General features: G+C 68.2%; 17 protein-coding genes. 1 reads left to right on the forward strand and 16 read right to left on the reverse strand.

The window, feature by feature from the left end; all coding sequences use genetic code 11:
• Positions 1-159: 159 nt before the first annotated feature.
• From rpsO to DM194_RS11960, 16 genes are all read right to left on the reverse strand, one after another.
• Entirely contained in the window at positions 160-429 is a 270-nt protein-coding gene (gene rpsO, locus DM194_RS11885) for a 30S ribosomal protein S15 (RefSeq protein ID WP_014249210.1), read from the reverse strand.
• Positions 430-443: 14 nt separating this feature from the next.
• Positions 444-1,385 carry a tRNA pseudouridine(55) synthase TruB gene (gene truB, locus DM194_RS11890; protein WP_111067501.1) on the reverse strand — a complete coding sequence of 314 codons (942 nt, stop codon included), beginning with the start codon at positions 1,383-1,385 and terminating at the stop codon, positions 444-446.
• The gene (rbfA, locus tag DM194_RS11895) at positions 1,375-1,980 is read right to left on the reverse strand and encodes a 30S ribosome-binding factor RbfA (protein ID WP_111067502.1); all 606 of its coding nucleotides are present in this window, start codon (positions 1,978-1,980) and stop codon (positions 1,375-1,377) included. Before rbfA ends, truB begins: the two co-directional genes overlap by 11 nt.
• A gap of 237 nt (positions 1,981-2,217) precedes the next feature.
• A complete protein-coding gene (gene infB / locus DM194_RS11900) occupies positions 2,218-5,076 on the reverse strand; it encodes a translation initiation factor IF-2 (RefSeq protein ID WP_111067503.1) in 2,859 nt (952 codons plus the stop codon).
• Positions 5,077-5,097: 21 nt separating this feature from the next.
• Entirely contained in the window at positions 5,098-5,898 is an 801-nt protein-coding gene (locus tag DM194_RS11905; protein ID WP_111067504.1) for an RNA-binding protein, read from the reverse strand.
• A 74-nt stretch (positions 5,899-5,972) separates the two neighbouring features.
• Entirely contained in the window at positions 5,973-7,532 is a 1,560-nt protein-coding gene (gene nusA, locus DM194_RS11910) for a transcription termination factor NusA (protein WP_111067505.1), read from the reverse strand.
• A 128-nt stretch (positions 7,533-7,660) separates the two neighbouring features.
• The gene (gene rimP, locus DM194_RS11915; RefSeq protein ID WP_111067506.1) at positions 7,661-8,161 is read right to left on the reverse strand and encodes a ribosome maturation factor RimP; all 501 of its coding nucleotides are present in this window, start codon (positions 8,159-8,161) and stop codon (positions 7,661-7,663) included.
• Positions 8,162-8,425: 264 nt separating this feature from the next.
• Positions 8,426-9,148 carry a tRNA (guanine(46)-N(7))-methyltransferase TrmB gene (gene trmB, locus DM194_RS11920; RefSeq protein ID WP_111067956.1) on the reverse strand — a complete coding sequence of 241 codons (723 nt, stop codon included), beginning with the start codon at positions 9,146-9,148 and terminating at the stop codon, positions 8,426-8,428.
• Positions 9,149-9,256: 108 nt separating this feature from the next.
• Entirely contained in the window at positions 9,257-10,426 is a 1,170-nt protein-coding gene (gene metK / locus DM194_RS11925) for a methionine adenosyltransferase (protein WP_111067958.1), read from the reverse strand.
• Positions 10,427-10,662: 236 nt separating this feature from the next.
• On the reverse strand, positions 10,663-11,157 hold the full coding sequence (locus DM194_RS11930) for a helix-turn-helix domain-containing protein (protein ID WP_111067507.1): 495 nt from the start codon (positions 11,155-11,157) through the stop codon (positions 10,663-10,665).
• A gap of 130 nt (positions 11,158-11,287) precedes the next feature.
• Positions 11,288-12,901 (reverse strand): apolipoprotein N-acyltransferase, encoded by a 1,614-nt coding sequence (gene lnt, locus DM194_RS11935; protein WP_246024212.1) that lies wholly within the window; start codon positions 12,899-12,901, stop codon positions 11,288-11,290.
• 199 nt (positions 12,902-13,100) lie between these two features.
• Positions 13,101-14,057, reverse strand: coding sequence for a hemolysin family protein (locus DM194_RS11940; RefSeq protein ID WP_111067509.1), 957 nt, complete (start codon positions 14,055-14,057; stop codon positions 13,101-13,103).
• Entirely contained in the window at positions 14,054-14,560 is a 507-nt protein-coding gene (ybeY, locus tag DM194_RS11945) for an rRNA maturation RNase YbeY (RefSeq protein WP_111067510.1), read from the reverse strand. Before ybeY ends, DM194_RS11940 begins: the two co-directional genes overlap by 4 nt.
• On the reverse strand, positions 14,557-15,591 hold the full coding sequence (locus tag DM194_RS11950; RefSeq protein ID WP_425457284.1) for a PhoH family protein: 1,035 nt from the start codon (positions 15,589-15,591) through the stop codon (positions 14,557-14,559). The genes ybeY and DM194_RS11950 overlap by 4 nt, the downstream gene beginning before the upstream one ends.
• A 56-nt stretch (positions 15,592-15,647) precedes the next feature.
• Positions 15,648-17,042: a tRNA (N6-isopentenyl adenosine(37)-C2)-methylthiotransferase MiaB gene (gene miaB, locus DM194_RS11955; protein ID WP_111067512.1), complete on the reverse strand. Its 1,395-nt coding sequence runs from the start codon at positions 17,040-17,042 to the stop codon at positions 15,648-15,650.
• Positions 17,043-17,222: 180 nt separating this feature from the next.
• Positions 17,223-17,915, reverse strand: a complete 693-nt coding sequence (locus DM194_RS11960) for a GNAT family N-acetyltransferase (protein ID WP_111067513.1) — start codon at positions 17,913-17,915, stop codon at positions 17,223-17,225.
• 464 nt (positions 17,916-18,379) lie between these two features.
• On the opposite strand from DM194_RS11960, the gene apaG reads away from it, so the two are divergent.
• Complete coding sequence (apaG, locus tag DM194_RS11965; protein ID WP_111067514.1) at positions 18,380-18,772, forward strand: Co2+/Mg2+ efflux protein ApaG; 393 nt, start codon at positions 18,380-18,382, stop codon at positions 18,770-18,772.
• The last annotated feature ends 55 nt before the right edge of the window (positions 18,773-18,827 follow it).

Below are 18,827 nucleotides of genomic sequence, written 5' to 3' on the forward strand. Positions count from 1 at the left end.
CGAGTTTCTATTGCCAATAACCAATGAGGTGTTCCGGAACGATACAGGTGGACGAGAATATCGGTACTCGACTTCCGTGTTCCCGCCGGATCTCCGTGGAAACCCCCGGCCGGTGGCCGGCCAGGGGAACCCGAACCCGTCGGCGGGACGGCGCAGCGATCAGCGGCGCAGGCCCAGACGCTCGATCAGAGCGGCGTAGCGCGACTGATCCTTCTTCTTCAGGTAGTCGAGCAGACGGCGGCGCTGACCGACCATCACCAGCAGACCACGGCGGGAGTGGAAGTCCTTCTTGTGGCCCTTCAGGTGCTCCGTCAGGTTGCTGATGCGCTCCGTCAGGATCGACACCTGGACCTCGGGCGAACCGGTGTCGTTGGTGCCGCGGGAAAATTCCTTGATCAGCTCCTGCTTGCGCTCGGGCGTAATCGACATCGGGGTCTCCTAAATCAAGTGAGGTTGAGCACGCGCACCGGACGGACCTCCGCCCCCTCGACACGGGCCAATGCCACCGGCGTTCCGCCGAAAAGCGCAATGACGGTGCCATCCCCACCGTCAGCACCCTGAACGGCCATCAGCCGTTCACGATCCTGCCGGGTGAGGAGAGCCACCGTCTGGCCGTGCCTCAGTCGGTGCGCTTCCGCTTCCGTCAGGGCCAGCGCCGGGATGTCGTCCAGCGCGGTCTCGATCGGCAACAGAAGTCGTTCGACGGCCGCACCTTGCTCCATGGCGGCCAGTTCGTCCAGGGAAATCGCGCGGTCCAGCGTGAAGGAACCGACCCGCAAACGGCGCAGAAGCCCGACATGGCCGACCGTTCCCAGCGCCTCCGACAGGTCACGGGCCAGCGATCGGACATAGGTGCCCTTGCCGCAATCCACCTCGAACACCGCATGGTCGGCGTCCGGTTCCTCGACCAGCTCGAAGCGGTCGATGCGGACGGTGCGGGCGGCCAGTTCCACCGCGTCGCCTTCGCGCGCGATGTCGTAGGCACGCTCGCCGTCGATCTTGATGGCGCAGAACTGCGGCGGCACCTGCTGGATTTCGCCGAGGAAGGCGGGCAGGGCGGCGCGGATCGCCTCGGTGGACGGGCGATGGTCGGAGCGGGCGATCACCTCGCCCTCGCGGTCGTCCGTGGTCGTCCGCTCGCCCCAGCGGATCGAGAAGCGGTAGGTCTTGGCCCCGTCCATGGCGTAGGAGACGGTCTTCGTCGCCTCGCCCAGCGCGATCGGCAGGATGCCGGTCGCCAGCGGGTCGAGTGTGCCGCCATGCCCGGCCTTCTCGGCGTTCAGCAGGCGGCGCACCTTCGACAGTGCCTGGGTGGAGGTCATGCCCTCGGGCTTGTCCAGCACGATCCAACCATGGATCGGCGTGCCCTTGCGCTTACGAGCCACGACGGCCGCCCCGGCTCACGTCGTCGCCTTCGCCCTTCTCCTCGCCCTTTTCCTCGTCATCGAGCATGGCGCGGTCGTCGTCGTCGAGGTCGTCGTCCGCCTCGTCGGGGCCGAGATCGTCCTCATCCTCGTCCCAGGAATCGTCCTCATCCTCGTCATGGTCGTCGTCGCCGTTGACGCGGCCCAGCGGATGTCCGCTCAGGTCGCGGGCGACCTCCGGGCTGTGCAGGATGCTGTCGATGCGGTGGGCGTAGTCGAAGGAGGTATCAGCCTCGAAACTCAGCGTCGGGGCGTGGCGCAGGTTGACCATGCGCGCGACCTGTCCGCGCAGGAAGGCGGCGGCCCGGCGCAGCGCGACCTGGGCCTCCTCCATCCGCTCGCCGCCCAGCGTCGAATAGAAGACGGTGGCGTTGGACAGGTCGGGGCTGATCCGCACCTCGGTGACCGTGACGTTCAGCGAGGCCAGCTCCGGGTCGTGGAAGTCACCGCGTCGGAACAGGTCGGCAAGCGCGTGGCGCACCTCCTCGCCGACGCGCAGTTGCCGTTGGGACGGGGGTTTGCCGGCGATGAACGCGCCGCGCTTCTTGCTGGCCATGGTACGTGTCTTTCGTCGATGTCTCTTGCCGGGCTGCTTCAGCTCACCGGCCAATCACACACAGATGGGTGCCGTCGGTCTTCCGCCCCAACCGCATCCCGCATCGCGGGAGCAGGGCGGCGGCGGTCACCCCAACATAGGAACAGGGCGCAGGATTGATCCCGCGCCCTTGAAAGCGAAGAAGGCCGCCCGATCCGTCCCGACAGGATGCCGGAAGGATCGGGCGAACCGAACAGGTCACAGCTCGCGAGCGATTTCTTCGATCTCGAAGGCTTCGATCTGATCGCCGGCCTGGATGTTGTCGTAGTTCTCGAAGGCCATGCCGCACTCGTAACCCTCGCGCACTTCCTTGACTTCGTCCTTGAAGCGCTTGAGCGTCTTGAGCGTGCCTTCGTGAATGACGACGTTGTCGCGCAGCAGGCGGACACCGGCGCCGCGCTTGACGACGCCCTGCGTGACCATACAACCGGCGACCTTGCCGACCTTCGTGATGTTGAACACCTCGCGGATGGTCGCGTAGCCGATGAAGCGTTCCCGCAGCGTCGGGGACAGCAGACCGGTCAGCGCCGCCTTCACGTCGTCGATCACGTTGTAGATGATCGAGTAGTAGCGGATTTCGACGCCGTCGCGCTTGGCGAGGTCGCGGGCCTGCGGGTTGGCGCGGACGTTGAAGCCGATGATCATCGCGTTGGACGCATTCGCCAGCGTGATGTCGGACTCGTTGATCGCACCGACCGAGTTGTGCAGGACGCGGACCTTGACCTCGGTGTTCTCGGCCGTGAGCTTCTCCAGCGAGCTGGCGATGGCTTCGATCGAGCCCTGCACGTCGCCCTTGATGACGACCGGCAGTTCCTTGGCCTCGCCGGCCTGGATGCGGCTGAACATGTCCTGCAGCGAACCGCGGGCGGAGGCCGCCACCACCGCTTCGCGCTTCTTGCGCTGGCGGAACTCGGCGATCTCGCGGGCACGGGCTTCGGATTCGACGACGGTGAAGTCGTCGCCGGCCATCGGCGTGCCGTTCAGGCCCAGAACCTCGACGGGAGCGGCCGGGGCCGCCTCGTTGACGTTCTGGCCGCGGTCGTTGATCAGCGCACGGACGCGGCCCCATTCGGCGCCGGTCACGAACACGTCACCGACCTTCAGCGTACCGCGCTGGACCAGCACGGTGGCGACCGAACCACGGCCACGCTCCAGCTTCGCCTCGATGACGACGCCTTCGGCGGTACGCTCGGGGTTGGCCCGCAGCTCCAGGATTTCGGCCTGGAGGAGGATGGCCTCTTCCAGCTTGTTCAGGTTGCGCTTGGCCTTGGCCGACACCTCGACGTCGAGAACGTCGCCGCCCATCTCCTCGACCACCAGCTCGTGCTGGAGCAGTTCCTGGCGGACGCGCTCCGGCTTGGCATCGGGCAGGTCGCACTTGTTGATGGCGACGATGATCGGAACCTTGGCCGCCTTGGCGTGGCGGATGGCCTCGACCGTCTGCGGCATGACGCCGTCGTTGGCGGCGACCACCAGCACGACCACGTCGGTGACGTTGGCGCCGCGGGCACGCATCTCGGTGAAGGCGGCGTGGCCCGGGGTGTCGATGAAGGTGATGCGCGCACCGGACTCCAGCTGCACCTGATAGGCGCCGATGTGCTGGGTGATGCCGCCGGCCTCGCCCGACACCACGTCGGTCTGGCGCAGCGCGTCGAGCAGCGAGGTCTTGCCGTGGTCGACGTGGCCCATGATCGTGACGACCGGGGGACGCGGCACCAGGATGGCGCCCTCTTCCTCGGTGGCACGCAGGCCGATCTCGACGTCGGACTCCGACACGCGGCGGACGCGGTGGCCGAACTCGGTGATGACCAGCTCGGCGGTGTCGGCGTCGATGGTCTGGTTGATGGTCGCCATCACGCCCATGCGCATCAGCGCCTTGATGACGTCGGCGCCACGCTCGGCCATGCGGTTGGCCAGTTCCTGGACGGTGATGACCTCCGGCAGGACGACGTCGCGGGTGACCTTCTGGGTCTCCTGACGGCTCATCTGGCGCAGGCGTTCACGTTCGCGGGCACGGCGGACGGCAGCCAGCGACCGGGTGCGGTCGCTGCCGTCGTCGCTGAGCGCCTGCGAGACGGTCAGCTTGCTGCCCTTGCGGCGGTCGGCGCCGGCGGGAGCCTTGGCGGCCGGACGGGCCGGAGCGGCCTTGGCCGGGGCGCCGCCACGGCCACCCTTGCGGCGGTTGTCGTCCTCTTCCTCGACCGCGCGGGCCGGCGGGGCACCGGCGCCCGGCAGGGTACGGCCGGGAGCGGCGTCGCCGGCGGGACGGGCGGAGGCACCGCCGGGGCGCTGGTCGCCGGCCGGACGGGCGCCGGCGGGACGGGCACCGTCGCGGCCGCCATCACGGCGGGCCGCCGGCTCGGCGTCGCGGCGCTTCGCCTCCTCGGCTTCCTTGCGCTTGGCCTCTTCCTCCTTGCGGCGGCGTTCGGCCTCTTCGGCGATCTTGCGCTCTTCCTCCTGGATGGCGCGCATCTCGTCCAGCTCGCGCTGGCGCAAGGTGTCGGCGTCCAGGATGATCGGCGGCATTTCCGGCTGGGCGGCGGCCGGAGCACCGGCGGCGGCCGGGGCCGGGGCAGCGGTGTCGGCGGCGGCAGTGTCGGTGTCGGCGGCCGGAGCTGCTGCTTCCGCAGCGGCGCGTTCGGCGGCCTCGGCGGCGCGGGCTTCGGCGCGGGCCGCTTCTTCCTCGGCCTCGATCCGGCGCTGCTCTTCGAACGCCGCGGCGCCACGAAGCGCACGCAGGCGGGATTCCAGCTCCTCGCGGGTCAACTGGCGTCCGGCAGGGGCACTGCCGCCGCGGGGCCGCTGGCCGGCCGCGCCGCGGATGGGCAGGCCCTGGGCGGCTTGACGCGCGGCGGCGCCGCCGTCGGCAACGCCGGGCACGGCGCCCTTTTCAACATGACGCTTGCGCTTGACCTCTACGGTCACCGCTTTTGACCGGCCATGGGAGAAGCTCTGCCGGACCTGGGTCTCGACCGGCTTCTTCGACTCCAGCTTTCCTTTGCTGGCGCCGGTTAGGTGCAAGACTTTCTTCTGGTCCTGGTCGTTGCTATCGGTCATCGGTTCCCGAGTGGTCAGACGTTACATCGCAGGCCGGCCGGCCGTATCGCCGACTCCCCAGCCCTTATCAGATTCCTGGTGCGCATCCCGGTCCCCTGGGGGACCTTCTGGATCCGGATGCCCTTGGGGACCCTTCAGCCCCCTCAGGCGTGCCGCGTCGCGGGCCAGCCCTGCGGCCAGCCTGCCCCGCGCCACCACGGCATGCACCGCGTGATCGCGTCCCAGCGCCGCGGCCAAGGCCGAGGATTGGAACAGATCGATCACCGGCAGCGACGGCGCGAGCGCCGTCACCTTGCCGCGCTGGTCCAGCGAGCCGTCGGCGGCTTCGACCAGCAGGGCCGGCGGGGGACCCGCACGGCCGACCTGGTTGGCCCTCAACGCCTCGCGCACCTTCTCATACCCCGCCAAAACGTGGCCGGCACGGCGGGCAAGGCCCAACGCGTGCAGACAACGCCGTTCCAGCAGCCGTTCCAGCCTCTCGGCCAGATCGGGCGGTACTTTCACCGCCCGACGGGCCGCCTTGGCGAAAACGGACTTGCCCATGGCCTTCGCCAGGGCATCCCGGTCGGCCGTGACCCAAAGGCCGCGGCCGGGCAGACGTTCCTCCAGGTCGGGAACCACCTCGCCGTCGGGGCCGATCACGAAGCGGATCTTGCCCTCCTTCGGCCCGACCGTGCCAGACGCGATGCAGCGGCGCAGAGGCCCCTTCTCGTCGTCGGCCGGCAGGTGTTCCGTCCCGGCACCTTCGTCCTGTGCCAATTCCTGATCCGGCACCGCATCCGCGGCGGCGGTCGGTGTCCGTTCGTCGTTCCGTTCGGTCATCCGATCGTCATCCGCTCGCGCGGTCCCGAATAATCGTTCCTGTCGGGCGCGGTTCCAACCGGCATTGCTGCCGGTCAGGCCTGCGCGCCCTGGCCACCTGCGCCGCCATCCGCCGCAGGGGCCGCGGCGGCGCCGTCCTGTTCCTCACCCTCGAACCAGTGGGCGCGCGCGGCCATGATGATCGCGTTCGCCTCTTCCTCCGAGGGGGCATCCTTGGCGCCGTCCTTGGACAGGATCTCGACCAGCTCGTCGCCGGCCAGATCGGCCAGATCGTCCAGCGTCTTCACGCCGTTCTCGCCCAGCTTCACCAGCTGCGTGGCGGTGAAGCCGGTCAGCTCGGCGACGATGTCCTCGACGCCCAGCTCCAGACGGCGCTCGTTCGCCTGCTCGTCCTGCACTTCCAGGAAGGCGAGAGCGCGCTGCTTCAGCTCGTCGGCGACCGACTCGTCGAAGCCTTCGATCTCGGCCAGTTCCTCGGTCTCGACGAAGGCGATCTCCTCGACCGAAGTGAAGCCTTCGGCGACAAGCAGATGGGCAATCACGTCGTCGACGTCCAGTGCCTGCATGAACAGGGCGGAACGGCTGTGGATTTCCTCCGACCGGCGCTCCGACTCCTCCTGCTCGGTGAGGATGTCGATGTCCCAGCCGGTCAGCATCGAGGCGAGGCGCACGTTCTGGCCGCGGCGGCCGATGGCCAGCGACAGCTGATCGTCGGGCACCACCACCTCGATGCGACGGTTATCGTCGTCGAGCACGACCTTGGCGACCTCGGCCGGGGCGAGCGCGTTGACGACGAAGGTCGCCGCCTCGCCCGACCACGGGATGATGTCGATCTTCTCGCCCTGCAGCTCGCCGACGACCGCCTGGACGCGGCTGCCGCGCATGCCGACGCAGGCGCCGACCGGGTCGATGGAGCTGTCGTTGCTGTGGACGGCGATCTTGGCGCGGCTTCCCGGATCGCGGGCGACCGCCCGGATCTCGATGATGCCGTCATAGATCTCCGGCACTTCCTGGGCGAACAGCTTCGCCATGAACATCGGATGCGTGCGCGACAGGAAGATCTGAGGCCCGCGCGGTTCCTCGCGGACATCGTAGATATAGGCGCGCACGCGGTCGCCGTTCTTGAAATGCTCGCGCGGCAGCAGCTCGTCGCGGCGCAGGATCGCTTCGGCGCGGCCCAGGTCGACGGTGACGTTGCCGTATTCGACGCGCTTGACCAGACCGTTGACGATCTCGCCGTTGCGGTCCTTGTACTCGTTGAACTGGCGCTTGCGCTCGGCGTCGCGCACCTTCTGCACGATCACCTGCTTGGCGGTCTGGGCGGCGATGCGGCCGAAGTCGATCGGCGGCAGCGGGTCGACCAGGAAATCGCCGATCTTGGCCCCGGGCTTGCGGCGCTGGGCGTAGGGCAGGGTGACCTGCGTCGCCTCGTTCTCCACCGTCTCGACCACCTCCAGGTGGCGGGTCAGATGGATGTCGCCGGTTTTGCGGTCGATCCGGGCGCGGATGTCGTGCTCGTGGCCGTACTTGGAGCGGCCGGCCTTCTGAATCGCCTGCTCCATCGCCTCCAGGACTTCGTCCCGGTCGATGTTCTTTTCGCGGGCGACCGCGTCAGCGACTTGCAGCAATTCCATCCGTTACACTTCCTGGCTCGGTCTTGTGTGATGCCGGTCTTGCGTGATGTCCGGTCGGTTCGGCGGGATATCGGTTCGGCTTTCGGGGGCGGGCATCCTGTCGGCGCGTCCTTGGCGGACCCGTGCCGTCAGTTCTGCGGGCCCTCCTGCTGCTCCTGGCTGGCGCGGATCAACTCGTCCGTCAGCACCAGCTTGGCGCGCAGGATGTTGTCGAACTCCAGCCGGGCCGGTCCCTGATCGGTATCGATGCACACGAGGCCGTCCTCGACCCCCTTCAGCATGCCCTTGAAGCGCTTGCGGCCATCGGTGGCCATGCGGCTTTCAAGCCGGGCTTCGAAGCCGGCGAAGCGCTCGAAATCCTTGAGGCGGGTCAGCGGCCGGTCGATGCCGGGCGAGCTGACCTCCAGCGTGTAGGCTTCACGAATCGGGTCTTCCACGTCCAGCAGGGCCGAGACGGAGCGGCTGATGTCGGCGCAGTCCTCGACGGTCATGGGCGCGCCGTCGGCGCGCTCCGCCATGATCTGGAGAACCGACCGCTGGCCGCCTGAGATCTGAACGCGCACGACTTCATAGCCCATGGCTTCGACCGACGGCGTGATGATCTGTTCGATGCGACCTGTAGCGTCCATTCCACCTAACCCAAAGCCTGCGGCCGGGATCGAACCGGACGAGGTTTCCACAACAGAAGGTTCAACAAGCGCGTGCTTCCACACGCTGATAAAAAAATAAGTGGGCAAAAGCCCACCCGCAAAGCGTCTCGCCGGCCCGGTTGCCCGGGCCGCCAATCCGTATGGGTTCTCAGAGGGTGAATATAGCCATTCCGTCCGCTGCCGCAAGCCTTTTCCGGCCTGATTGGCTATACCGGCCGGATTCTCAAGCGGAACGGGTATGGGTCAGCTTCGCGGGCGGCGGACGAACCGCATGAAAACCGGCTTGCGGCCGGCGGCGATGGCCTTTTCCTCGTAGCGGGTCGCCGGCCAGTCGTCGGGCCGGACGCGCCAGTCCGACGGGCGGCGGGCCGTCCATTCGAAATCGGGATGCTTCACCGTATGTTCAAGCATCCAGCGCACCAGACCCATGTCGTCGCTGGCCAGGCGCAGCTCCGCGCCGTCCTTCAGCACGCGGGCCAGCCGCGGCAGGTTCTCCGGTCCGATGAAGCGGCGGTCGGCGTGGCGCTTCTTGGGCCAGGGATCGGCGAACAGCACGAAGGCGCGGCCGATGGAGGCGTCGGGCAGGGCGTCCAGCAACGGCCGGGCGTCGTCGGGCTGGATGCGGACATTGCTCAGGGCCTCGTCGTCGACCATGCCCAGCAGGCCGGCGATGCCGTTGATGAAGGGCTCGGCGCCGATGAATCCGACATCGGGATTGCGCCCGGCCTGCCAGGCGAGGTGATGGCCCATGCCGAACCCGACCTCCAGCCAGACCTCGCGCTTGGGCGTGTCGAACAGCGCGGCGGGATCCAGGCTTTCGCCGGGCTTCGGCAGCGCGATCTGGAGCTGCGGCAGCAGGGTGTCGATCAGTTCCGTCCGGCGCTTGCGCAGCGGCCGGCCCTTGCGGCGCCCGAACAGGCGGTTGGAGCTTTCGGAAAGGGAACCGGAGATGCTGTCGTCGGTCATGTCGGAACGCTGCATGGAAATGAGGAAGGCGCAAAAGAAAGCAGGGGCCGTTTCCAGCCCCTGCCGTCCTTTCCGCATCGGCTGCGGATACTATGCCGCGAAGGCGCCTTAGAGGAAGGCGTTCCGCAGGTCGCCGACCAGATCGGTCTTCTCCCACGAGAAGCCGCCGTCCACTTCCGGCTCGCGGCCGAAATGGCCGTAGGCGGCGGTGCGGGCGTAGATCGGCTTGTTCAGGCCCAGATGCGTGCGGATGCCGCGCGGGGACAGGTCCACCAGCTGCTGCAGCACATCGGACAGACGGTCCTCGTCGACGTTGCCGGTGCCGTGGGTGTCGACATAGACCGACAGCGGCTTCGACACGCCGATGGCGTAGGAGACCTGGATCGTGCACTTCTCCGCCAGCTCCGCCGCGACGACGTTCTTGGCGAGGTAGCGGGCGGCATAGGCGGCGGAACGGTCGACCTTCGTCGGATCCTTGCCGGAGAAGGCGCCGCCGCCGTGCGGGGCCGCGCCGCCGTAGGTGTCGACGATGATCTTGCGGCCGGTCAGGCCGGCGTCGCCGTCGGGGCCGCCGATGACGAAGCGGCCGGTCGGGTTGACGTACAGGTTCTTGGGATCGCACATCCAGCCTTCCGGCAGGCAGTTGACGATGTGCGGCATGACGATCTCGCGCACGGCGTCCTGGTCCAGCCCCTCGGCATGCTGGGTCGACAGCACGATGGCGGTGGCGCGGGTCGGGCGGCCGTCGATGTACTGCAGGGTGACCTGGCTCTTGGCGTCCGGGCCCAGCTGGGGGGCGGCGCCGGAATGGCGCGCCTCGGCCAGCGACTTCAGGATGGCGTGGCTGTAATAGATCGGCGCCGGCATCAGGGCCGGGGTCTCGCGGCAGGCATAGCCGAACATGATGCCCTGGTCGCCGGCCCCCTCGTCCTTGTTGCCGGCGGCGTCGACGCCGACGGCGATGTCGGCGGACTGGGAGTGGACGAAGCACTTGACGTCCATCTTCTCCCAATGGAAGCCGTCCTGCTCGTAACCGATGTCCTTCACCGCGGCGCGGGCGACCTCGACCAGCTGGTCGGCCTTGATGCTGTCGGGGCCGCGAACCTCGCCGGCCAGCACGACCTGATTGGTGGTCGCGAGCGTCTCGACGGCCACGCGGGCCTGCGGGTCGTGCGAAAGATAAAGATCGACGATGGCGTCGGAGATGCGGTCGCAGACCTTGTCGGGATGACCTTCCGACACGGATTCGCTGGTGAAGACGTAGTTGAGCTTTGCCACGGGAAACCTCGGCATTCGGCGGCACGCTATTTCATGAGCCGAAACGGCAGACCGGTACAGCGGCCGCAGACACCGGTCCAAAGCCGGTTGTGACAAGGAATTCCCCCGCGGTCAAGAAGACTACCGGCGGTAAAGGATTGGGCCAATCAGCGCGCACGCCACACGAAGGGGGAGCGCGGGTGTGCCGCGCCATCCCTTTCGGTGGGTATCCCATGCCGCAGGTCAACCGGCAGGAGTTACTCCGCCGCTTCCGCGACGGCTGCGCTGGCGACCGCTTTCGTCAGCTCGAACAGGCGCTTGCGCACCGACGGGTCGCTGATCTTGTAGTAGGCGCGGACCAGTTCCAGCGTCTCGCGCTTGGCCATCGGATCGGGCTCGTAGGTGGAGGCGGAGCGCTCGTCCGAGGCACCCGTCTCGTCCTCGTCCTCGACGCGGGCGGCGGCGGCATCGGCCGGCATGTCGTCGAAGAAGAAGGAGACCGGCACGTCGAGAACGCGGCTGAGATCGAACAGACGCGATGCGCCGATGCGGTTGGCGCCGCGCTCGTACTTCTGCACCTGCTGGAAGGTCAGTCCGATGGCTTCGCCCAGCTTTTCCTGGCTCATGCCGAGAAGCGTGCGGCGGAGACGGACGCGGGATCCGACATGGACATCGATGGGATTCGGCTTTCCGGTCTTCGGACGGCCGGCACCCGCACGGCGCCCGCGCGGCGCCCCAGTTTCAGTCTGCATCTCGTTTGTCCCTGTAACGGTTGTGCAACCTAGTTACGACATATCCACGTATGCAGTCAAGCCCGCTCCGGTCAAGCCGGATGCAAGAATTTGTTCTGCCGGTGGCGGGCCAATTGCCCGTAATGCTGCGTCAACGGTGATTTCGCGAGGCCAGGGCCACCAGAACACAGCCCAGAAGACCTATCCCGAAAATCCAGTCGCCCATGCGGGCATAGGCTGTGACGCTGGGAGGCGCTTTCGGCAACGTGGTATCGATGAAACCACGTTCTCCCAGACCGAGCAATTGTTGCACACGCCCGTAGGAGTCGACCACCCCGGATATTCCCGTATTCGCCACACGGACCAGCGGCAGCCCTTCCTCAACCGCGCGGACCTGATTGATGGCGAAATGCTGGTGTGGGCCGGCGGTGCGGCCGTACCAGGCGTCGTTGGTCAGGTTCAGCAGCCATTGCGGCCGGTCGGCGGCGTCGACCACGGCGCCGGGGAAGATGCTCTCGTAGCAGATCAGCGGGCTGAAGGGCGGCAGGCCGGCGGCGTTGCCCGCGAGATCCAGGGTGCGCGGCCCCGGCCCGGCGGAGAACTCCGCCCCGTTGCCGGCGATGGCGCCGACCGGCAGCCACTGCCGCAGCGGCATGTATTCGCCGAAGGGGACGAGGTGGAACTTGTCGTAGCTGGCCACCGCGGCGCCGCTGCCGTCCACCGCCACCATGCCGTTGTAGTAGCGCCGCTCGCCGTCCGCGCCGATGGTGGTGCGCGGCGCTCCGGTGATCAGCAGCCCGCCGGACGGGGTGACGGATGCTATCGCCTGCCGCACGCGCGCGTCGTCCTCGATGAAGAAGGGGACGGCGGTTTCCGGCCAGATGACGACGTTGGGCGGCGGGGTGGCGGGATCGGCCGGCGGGGCGGCCGACAGGGCGAGGTGGCTCTGGAAATTCTGCACCCGTTCTCCGGGCGCCCATTTCAGCCGCTGGTCGATGGCCGCCTGGACCAGCCGCAGCCGCAGGCCGGGCACCGGCTCGTCGACCGCACCGGCCAGCCTCCAGGCTCCCCAGCCGCCGAGCACGGCCAGCAGCGCCAGCCCGGCGGCGACGCCGGCCCAGGCGCGGCGCGGCGCGGTGTCACGGTCGGGCAGGGCGGCCGGCAACGAGGCGACCAGCACCGTCACCAGCGTCAGGCCATAGATGCCGAAGAGCGACACGCTCTGCAGCACCGGCAGCACCCCGACCCAGCCATAGCCGATCAGGTTCCACGGGAATCCGGTGAAGACATGGCCGCGCAGCCATTCCCACAGGCACCAGCAGGCGGCGAACAGCAGCGGCCGCGCCAGTCCGGCGCCGAAGCCGCGGCGGCGCAGCAGGTGGAATGTCAGGGTGGCGCCGCCGCTGAACATCGCCAGCAGGATCGGCAGTCCGGCCGCCGACAGCGGCAAGGCCCACCAGAAACGCTCGATGTCGGTGAACAGCGCGGCGCTGACCCAATAGAGCCCCAGCAGGTGATGGCCGAAGCCGAAGAACCAGCCGACCGCGAAGGCGCCTTTCTTCGTCTCGACCCCATCCAGCAGCCAGATCAGGCCGGGAAAGGCGACCAGCAGCACCGGCAGCAGACCGGCCGGCGGCAGCGCCAGCGTGGCGAGCCCGCCCAGCCCCATCGCGACAGCCATCCGGCGCCAGCCGGTCAACCCGGACAGCCACGCGGAGACACGGCCCAGCCGGGCCGGGACGGGCAGGGTGTCGGTGACGGTCAAGGCGGAAACTCCGGCAGCGGCAAGGGCAGGCGTCGCCATAGGTAATGCCGCCCGGCAGGAGCGCCAAGGTCCGTGCGGGCGGGGCTGGGTTGTGCAAGGGGGACGTGCAGGGTGCCCCGCCCCATCCCTCCCCGCCCTCGGCCGATGGCCGGTCCGATCGCGGTGGAGGGTCAGGGGGAGGCAAAAGCCGCAGACGACGTTACGCCGTCTCCACCAGCTTCGAACTGTTTGCCGGGACGTTGTGGATGCGCAGGCGCTTCAGGCGGCGGGAGTCGGCATCGATGATCTCGAACTCCAGCCCCGACGGGTGGACCAGCCGTTCGCCCAGGCCGGGCACGCGGCCGGCGATGGAGACGACCAGACCGCCGAGCGTGTCGATGTCCTCGCGCTCCTCCTCGGTCAGCACCGGGCCGACGCGGTCCTCGAAATCCTTGATGGGCAGGCGGGCATCGGCGATGAGGCTGCCGTCGGGACGTTCGACCAGACGCGGGGCCGTGGCCTCGTCATGCTCGTCCTCGATCTCGCCGACGATCTCCTCCACCAGATCCTCGATGGTGACGAGGCCGTCGATGCCGCCGAACTCGTCCACCACCAGCGCCATGTGCTGACGGGTCTGGCGCATCTGCACCAGCAGGTCCAGCACATGCATGGAGGGGGCGACGATCTTCGCCTCGCGGATGATGCCGGTCAGGTCCGGCTTGTGGCGCAGGCCCTCCGGCGAGATCGCCTGCTTCGCCAGCAAGGTCAGCACATCCTTGATGTGGATGATGCCGACGACGTCGTCCAGAGTCTCGCGGAACACCGGCAGGCGGGAATGGCCTTCCTCGGCGACGCGCTGGACCAGGGTGGGGAAGGGCGTGTCGATCTCGACCGCGATGATGTCGGCGCGCGGCACCATCACGTCGGAGACGGTGCGGTCGCGCAGCTTCAGGATGTTGGTCAGCAGCGCCCGCTCGCCCGATCCCAGCGAATCCTCGCCGTCCTCGCTGGCGGCATCGTCCAGGCCTGCGATCAATTCCTCGATCGTGCCGCGCAGGGATGTATCCTCGCGGCCGCCCCAGACGGTGCGGAGCCACCCCTTGAACAGGTGGCCCAGGGAATGGTCTTCGGCCCCGTGGTCATCACGGGGCGTGCGACTGTCAGATATTTCGCTCATCGGTCCGGCGGTTGGTGGTTGGCGGCATAGGGATCGGCAATTCCGAAGCTGGCGAGCAACCGGGTTTCCAGCGCTTCCATCTCCTCGGCCTCGTCGTCCGTCTCGTGATCATAGCCCAGCAGATGCAGAACACCATGCATCACAAGGTGAGTCATATGGTCTTTGACGTTTTTCCGCTGTTCGGAGGCTTCGCGGACGACCGTTTCATAAGCCAGTATGACATCACCCAGCATGACGGGCATGCCGTCCTGCACTTCCGGCTCTTCCGCTTCGGTCAGGGCGAAGGACAGCACGTTGGTCGGCTTGTCCTTGCCGCGATACTCACGGTTCAGCCTGTGGACCAGCGCGTCGTCGGCCAGCACGACCGACAGCTCGGCCGGTCCTTCCTCGTCGTCATAGGCGGCGCCCAGGGCGGCGAGGGCCGCGCGCTCGGCCAGCCACTCGGCATCCTCGGCCCAGCCGCCGGCTTCACGTGAAACAGTGATATCGACCGCGCTGGTCATTCCGGATCTCCAACGATACCCGCCTCGCGGTCGATCGTTCCGGGTTCGGAACCGGCACGGCGGGCCTGTTTGCGCGCTGCCTCGCGGGCATCGGCGCGGTCATAGGCGCGGATGATGCGGGCCACCATCGGGTGGCGGACGACGTCGGCGTCGGTGAAGCGGACGAAGCGTACGCCTTCCACCCCGCCCAGGATGTCCAGCGCGTCGCGCAGGCCCGACCGGGCGCCCGACGGCAGGTCGATCTGCGAGATGTCGCCGGTGACGACCATCCGCCCGCCTTCGCCGAGGCGGGTCAGGAACATCTTCATCTGCATCGGCGTGGTGTTCTGCGCCTCGTCCAGGATGACGAAGGCGTTGCCCAGCGTCCGGCCGCGCATGAAGGCGAGCGGCGCGATCTCGATCTCGCCGGACTCCAGCCGCTTCTTCACCTGTTCCGCCGGCAGCATGTCGTGCAGCGCGTCGTAGAGCGGGCGCAGGTAAGGATCGACCTTCTCCTTCAGGTCGCCGGGCAGGAAGCCCAGCCGTTCGCCCGCCTCAACCGCCGGGCGCGACAGCACGATGCGGTCGACCTGGCCGGTGGTCAGCAGCGCCACCGCCTGGGCGACGGCGAGATAGGTCTTGCCGGTGCCGGCCGGGCCGAGCCCGAAGACCAGTTCGCTCTCGGCGAGCGCCTGCAGATAGGCGGCCTGGGTGGGCGAACGCGGGGTGATCGGGCCGCGCCGACGGGTGCGCAGCGCGATCTCGGCACGGGTGATGGTCGCCTGCTGGCCGGGCGGGCGCGGTTCCTCGACGCCCGCGGCGCCGGCGAAGCCGGGATCGGCGGTCGCCATGCGGACGGCGCCGTCGACCTCGCCGCTGTCGATGGTCTGGCCGCGGGTCAGCCGCTGGTACAGGCCGTGCAGCGCGGCCTGCGCCGTCTCGGCGGCGTCGGGCGGGCCGGAGATGGTCAGGGTGTTGCCGCGCGAGATCAGCGACACGCCGAGAAGGGATTCGATGCGGGCGAGGTGGCGGTCATGCTCCCCGTACAGCATCGGCAGAAGCCGGTTATCATCGAATTGAACGTCGATACGCCGTTCGGGCAGACCGTTCAAGCGCTTGCCTCCAAGGTTACGGCAGGCTGGGGGGAAGAGGCGGTGATGTATTCACCGGTCACGACGGTGCCGGCGAGGCTGTTGGCCAACGCGGCGTCGACCCGCACCTCGACGATGCGGCCGAGCAGCCTTTCGTTCGCCTCGGCATGGACCGACTGCATCCACGGGCTGCGGCCCAGCAGCTGGCCGTCGCGCCGTCCGACCCGGTCGAACAGCACCGGGACGCTGCGCCCGACGAAGCTGTGGTTGAAGGCGACCTGCTGCGCGTTCAGCAGCTGATGCAGCGCCGCCAGCCGGGCCTCCTTCACCTCTTCCGGCACCTGGGCGCCGTCGACCGAGGCCGGGGTGCCGGGGCGCGGGCTGTATTTGAAGGAATAGGCCTGGGCATAGCCGATGTCGGTGACGAGCTTCAGCGTCGCGGCGAAATCGGCGTCGCTCTCGCCGGGGAAGCCGACGATGAAGTCGCCGGACATCGCCAGATCGGGCTTGGCGGTGCGCAGCCGGTCCACCAGGCGGCGGTAGTCGTCGGCGGTGTGCTTGCGGTTCATCGCCGCCAGGATGCGGTCGGACCCCGCCTGCACCGGCAGATGCAGGTAGGGCATCAGCTGCGGCACCTCGGCATGGGCGCGGATCAGGTCGTCGGCCATGTCGCGCGGGTGCGAGGTGGTGTAGCGGATGCGCTCCAGCCCGTCGATCTCCGCCAGTTCGCGGATCAGCCGGCCGAGGCCCCAGGTCGCGCCGTCCGGCCCGTCGCCGTGCCAGGCGTTGACGTTCTGGCCCAGCAGGTTGATCTCGCGCGTGCCGCCGGCGACCAGCCGTTTCGCTTCCGCAAGGATTTGGCCGGCGGGGCGGGAGAACTCCGCGCCGCGGGTGTAGGGCACGACGCAGAAGGTGCAGAACTTGTCGCACCCCTCCTGCACCGCCAGGAAGGCGGACACGCCCTGGCTGCCGGCTTCCTCGGGCAGGAAGTCGAACTTGGATTCGGCCGGGAAATCGGTGTTCAGCACGCTGCCGGCGGCGCGGCTGGCCTTCGCCACCATCTCCGGCAGGGTGTGGTAGGTCTGCGGGCCGAAGACCATGTCGACGAAGGGGGCGCGGGCGACGATCTCCTCGCCTTCGGCCTGGGCGACGCAGCCGGCGACCGCCAGGATCATCCGGCCTTCCTCGGCCTCCGCCTTGCGGTCCTTCAGCTGGCGCAGCCGGCCAAGTTCGGAAAAGACCTTCTCGGCCGCCTTCTCGCGGATGTGGCAGGTGTTCAGGATCACCATGTCGGCGCCGTCCGGCTCATCGACCGGTTGGTAGCCCAGCGGTGCCAGGACGTCCGCCATCCGGGCGGAGTCGTACACGTTCATCTGGCAGCCCCAGGTCTTGATGAACAGCTTCTTGGTCAACCCGCACCCTTCCGCTTGGAACAAAAACGAATAGCGCGCTCACGATGCTGCGTGGCGCGCGGCACGCCGTCAGTCCGGCGTCGCTCCTGAAAAGATGGTATCGCGTGCGGGGCGAATCGAGTCAATCCCGCTTCGCCCCGCCCCAATTCGCAAACAGGGCGTTTCCACAATCCGAAATCGTCACGCCGCCCCGGCCTGCAGCCCGCCGCGCCAGAACCAGTCGGTCCGCCGCACCCGGTCGGTCCAAAGTCGCTCCGCCGCCGTCCGGTTGAACAGAGCGCTGAAAGGGACGGGGGTGTCTCCCGCCGGCAGGTCGGAAATCATCTCGAGGGCGGGCATTTCGAGGGCCGGCATCTCCAGCGCCGGCACCTGCACCGGCTTGCCGATCATGCCTGCGGCACCCGACAGCGCCCCTTCGACCAGTTCCAGTCCCAGCAGCCGGTTCATGTCGACCGGACCCGGCATCTCCATGCCCAGGGTCAGGGCGCGGGAGAAGCCGAACCGCTCGTAATAGGGGGCGTCGCCGACCAGGATCACCGATTTGTGGCCCAGCGCCACCGCCTTGTTCAGGCTCATGCGGATCAGCTTGCTGCCGAGTCCGCTGCCCTGCAGATGGGCGGCGACCGCGATGGGGCCGAGCAGGATGGACGGGGTGGCGCCGCCGACCAGGATCGGCCAGTAGCGGATGGTGCCCACCACCACCTCGCGCCCATGCTCGTCATGCTCGATGGCGACGAGGTTCAGGGCGGGGATCGAGTCGACGCCGTCGCGCAGCCGGTAGGCGGTCTTGGTGAAGCGGTCGGGACCGAAGGAAGCGTCCAGCAGGGCTTCGATGGCGGCGGCGTGCTTCGGCTCTTCGACGGTGATGATCATGCGTGGGCTCCCGGCGGGAAGAAGGTCTTCTCAGAAGGCTTCTGAAGGGCGGATCGCGCCGCCGCCGGAAGGCCGGGGTATCAGGTCCCCGTTGTGCCTTTGGCGTTCGCACGCGACCCAAGGACGGCCGCAACCGCATTGCGCGGTGCGAGGCTCCGTCGTCGGATGCGAAGGGCGTGCGAACGAGACATGGACAAGGCTCTTCGGCCGTTGCTGGGACTTGCGCATATATCATCGTCGCCCCCGCGTCGCAAGACCGTGGAGACCCGGATTCAACGCATGACTGTATCGATCACAATGCGGATCCGGGGCCGGGAACTCGCAGCTTCGACCGGCCGGGTTCTGGACAGTGGGGAAGGCCGACTTTATTCTGCGCTGAACCGTCGCCCAGCCACCCGGACTCACCGGCCGCCGGCCCTTTTTGGCCGGTGCCGTCTTCGGATCGTCTGCCAGGATCGCCAGTCATGTACACCGCCGTCACCAACGACATCCGCGTCACCGTCCAGCCCGTGTTCCTGGAAGAGCAGTCGGCTCCGGCCGAGGGCCGCTTCGTCTGGGCCTATCATGTCCGCATCGAGAACGAGGGCAGCGAGACGGTGCAGCTGCGCACCCGCCACTGGCGCATCACCGACGCCATGGGCCGCGTGCAGGAGGTGCGGGGCCCCGGCGTGGTCGGCGAGCAGCCGGTCCTGGAGCCGGGCGACCATTTCGAATACACCAGCGGCACGCCGCTCGGCACGCCGTCCGGCATCATGGCCGGCACCTATGGCATGGAAGGGGCGGACGGCCGCGCCTTCGACGTGACGATCCCGGCCTTCTCGCTCGACAGCCCGCACCAGCCGATGCAGCTCAACTGATCCGGGCGGGAGAGAGCAGGCAAGGCCGATTCCGGGAAGCAAAAGCAGGTAAATA

The organism is Azospirillum ramasamyi (genome assembly GCF_003233655.1).
Classification (GTDB): domain Bacteria; phylum Pseudomonadota; class Alphaproteobacteria; order Azospirillales; family Azospirillaceae; genus Azospirillum; species Azospirillum ramasamyi.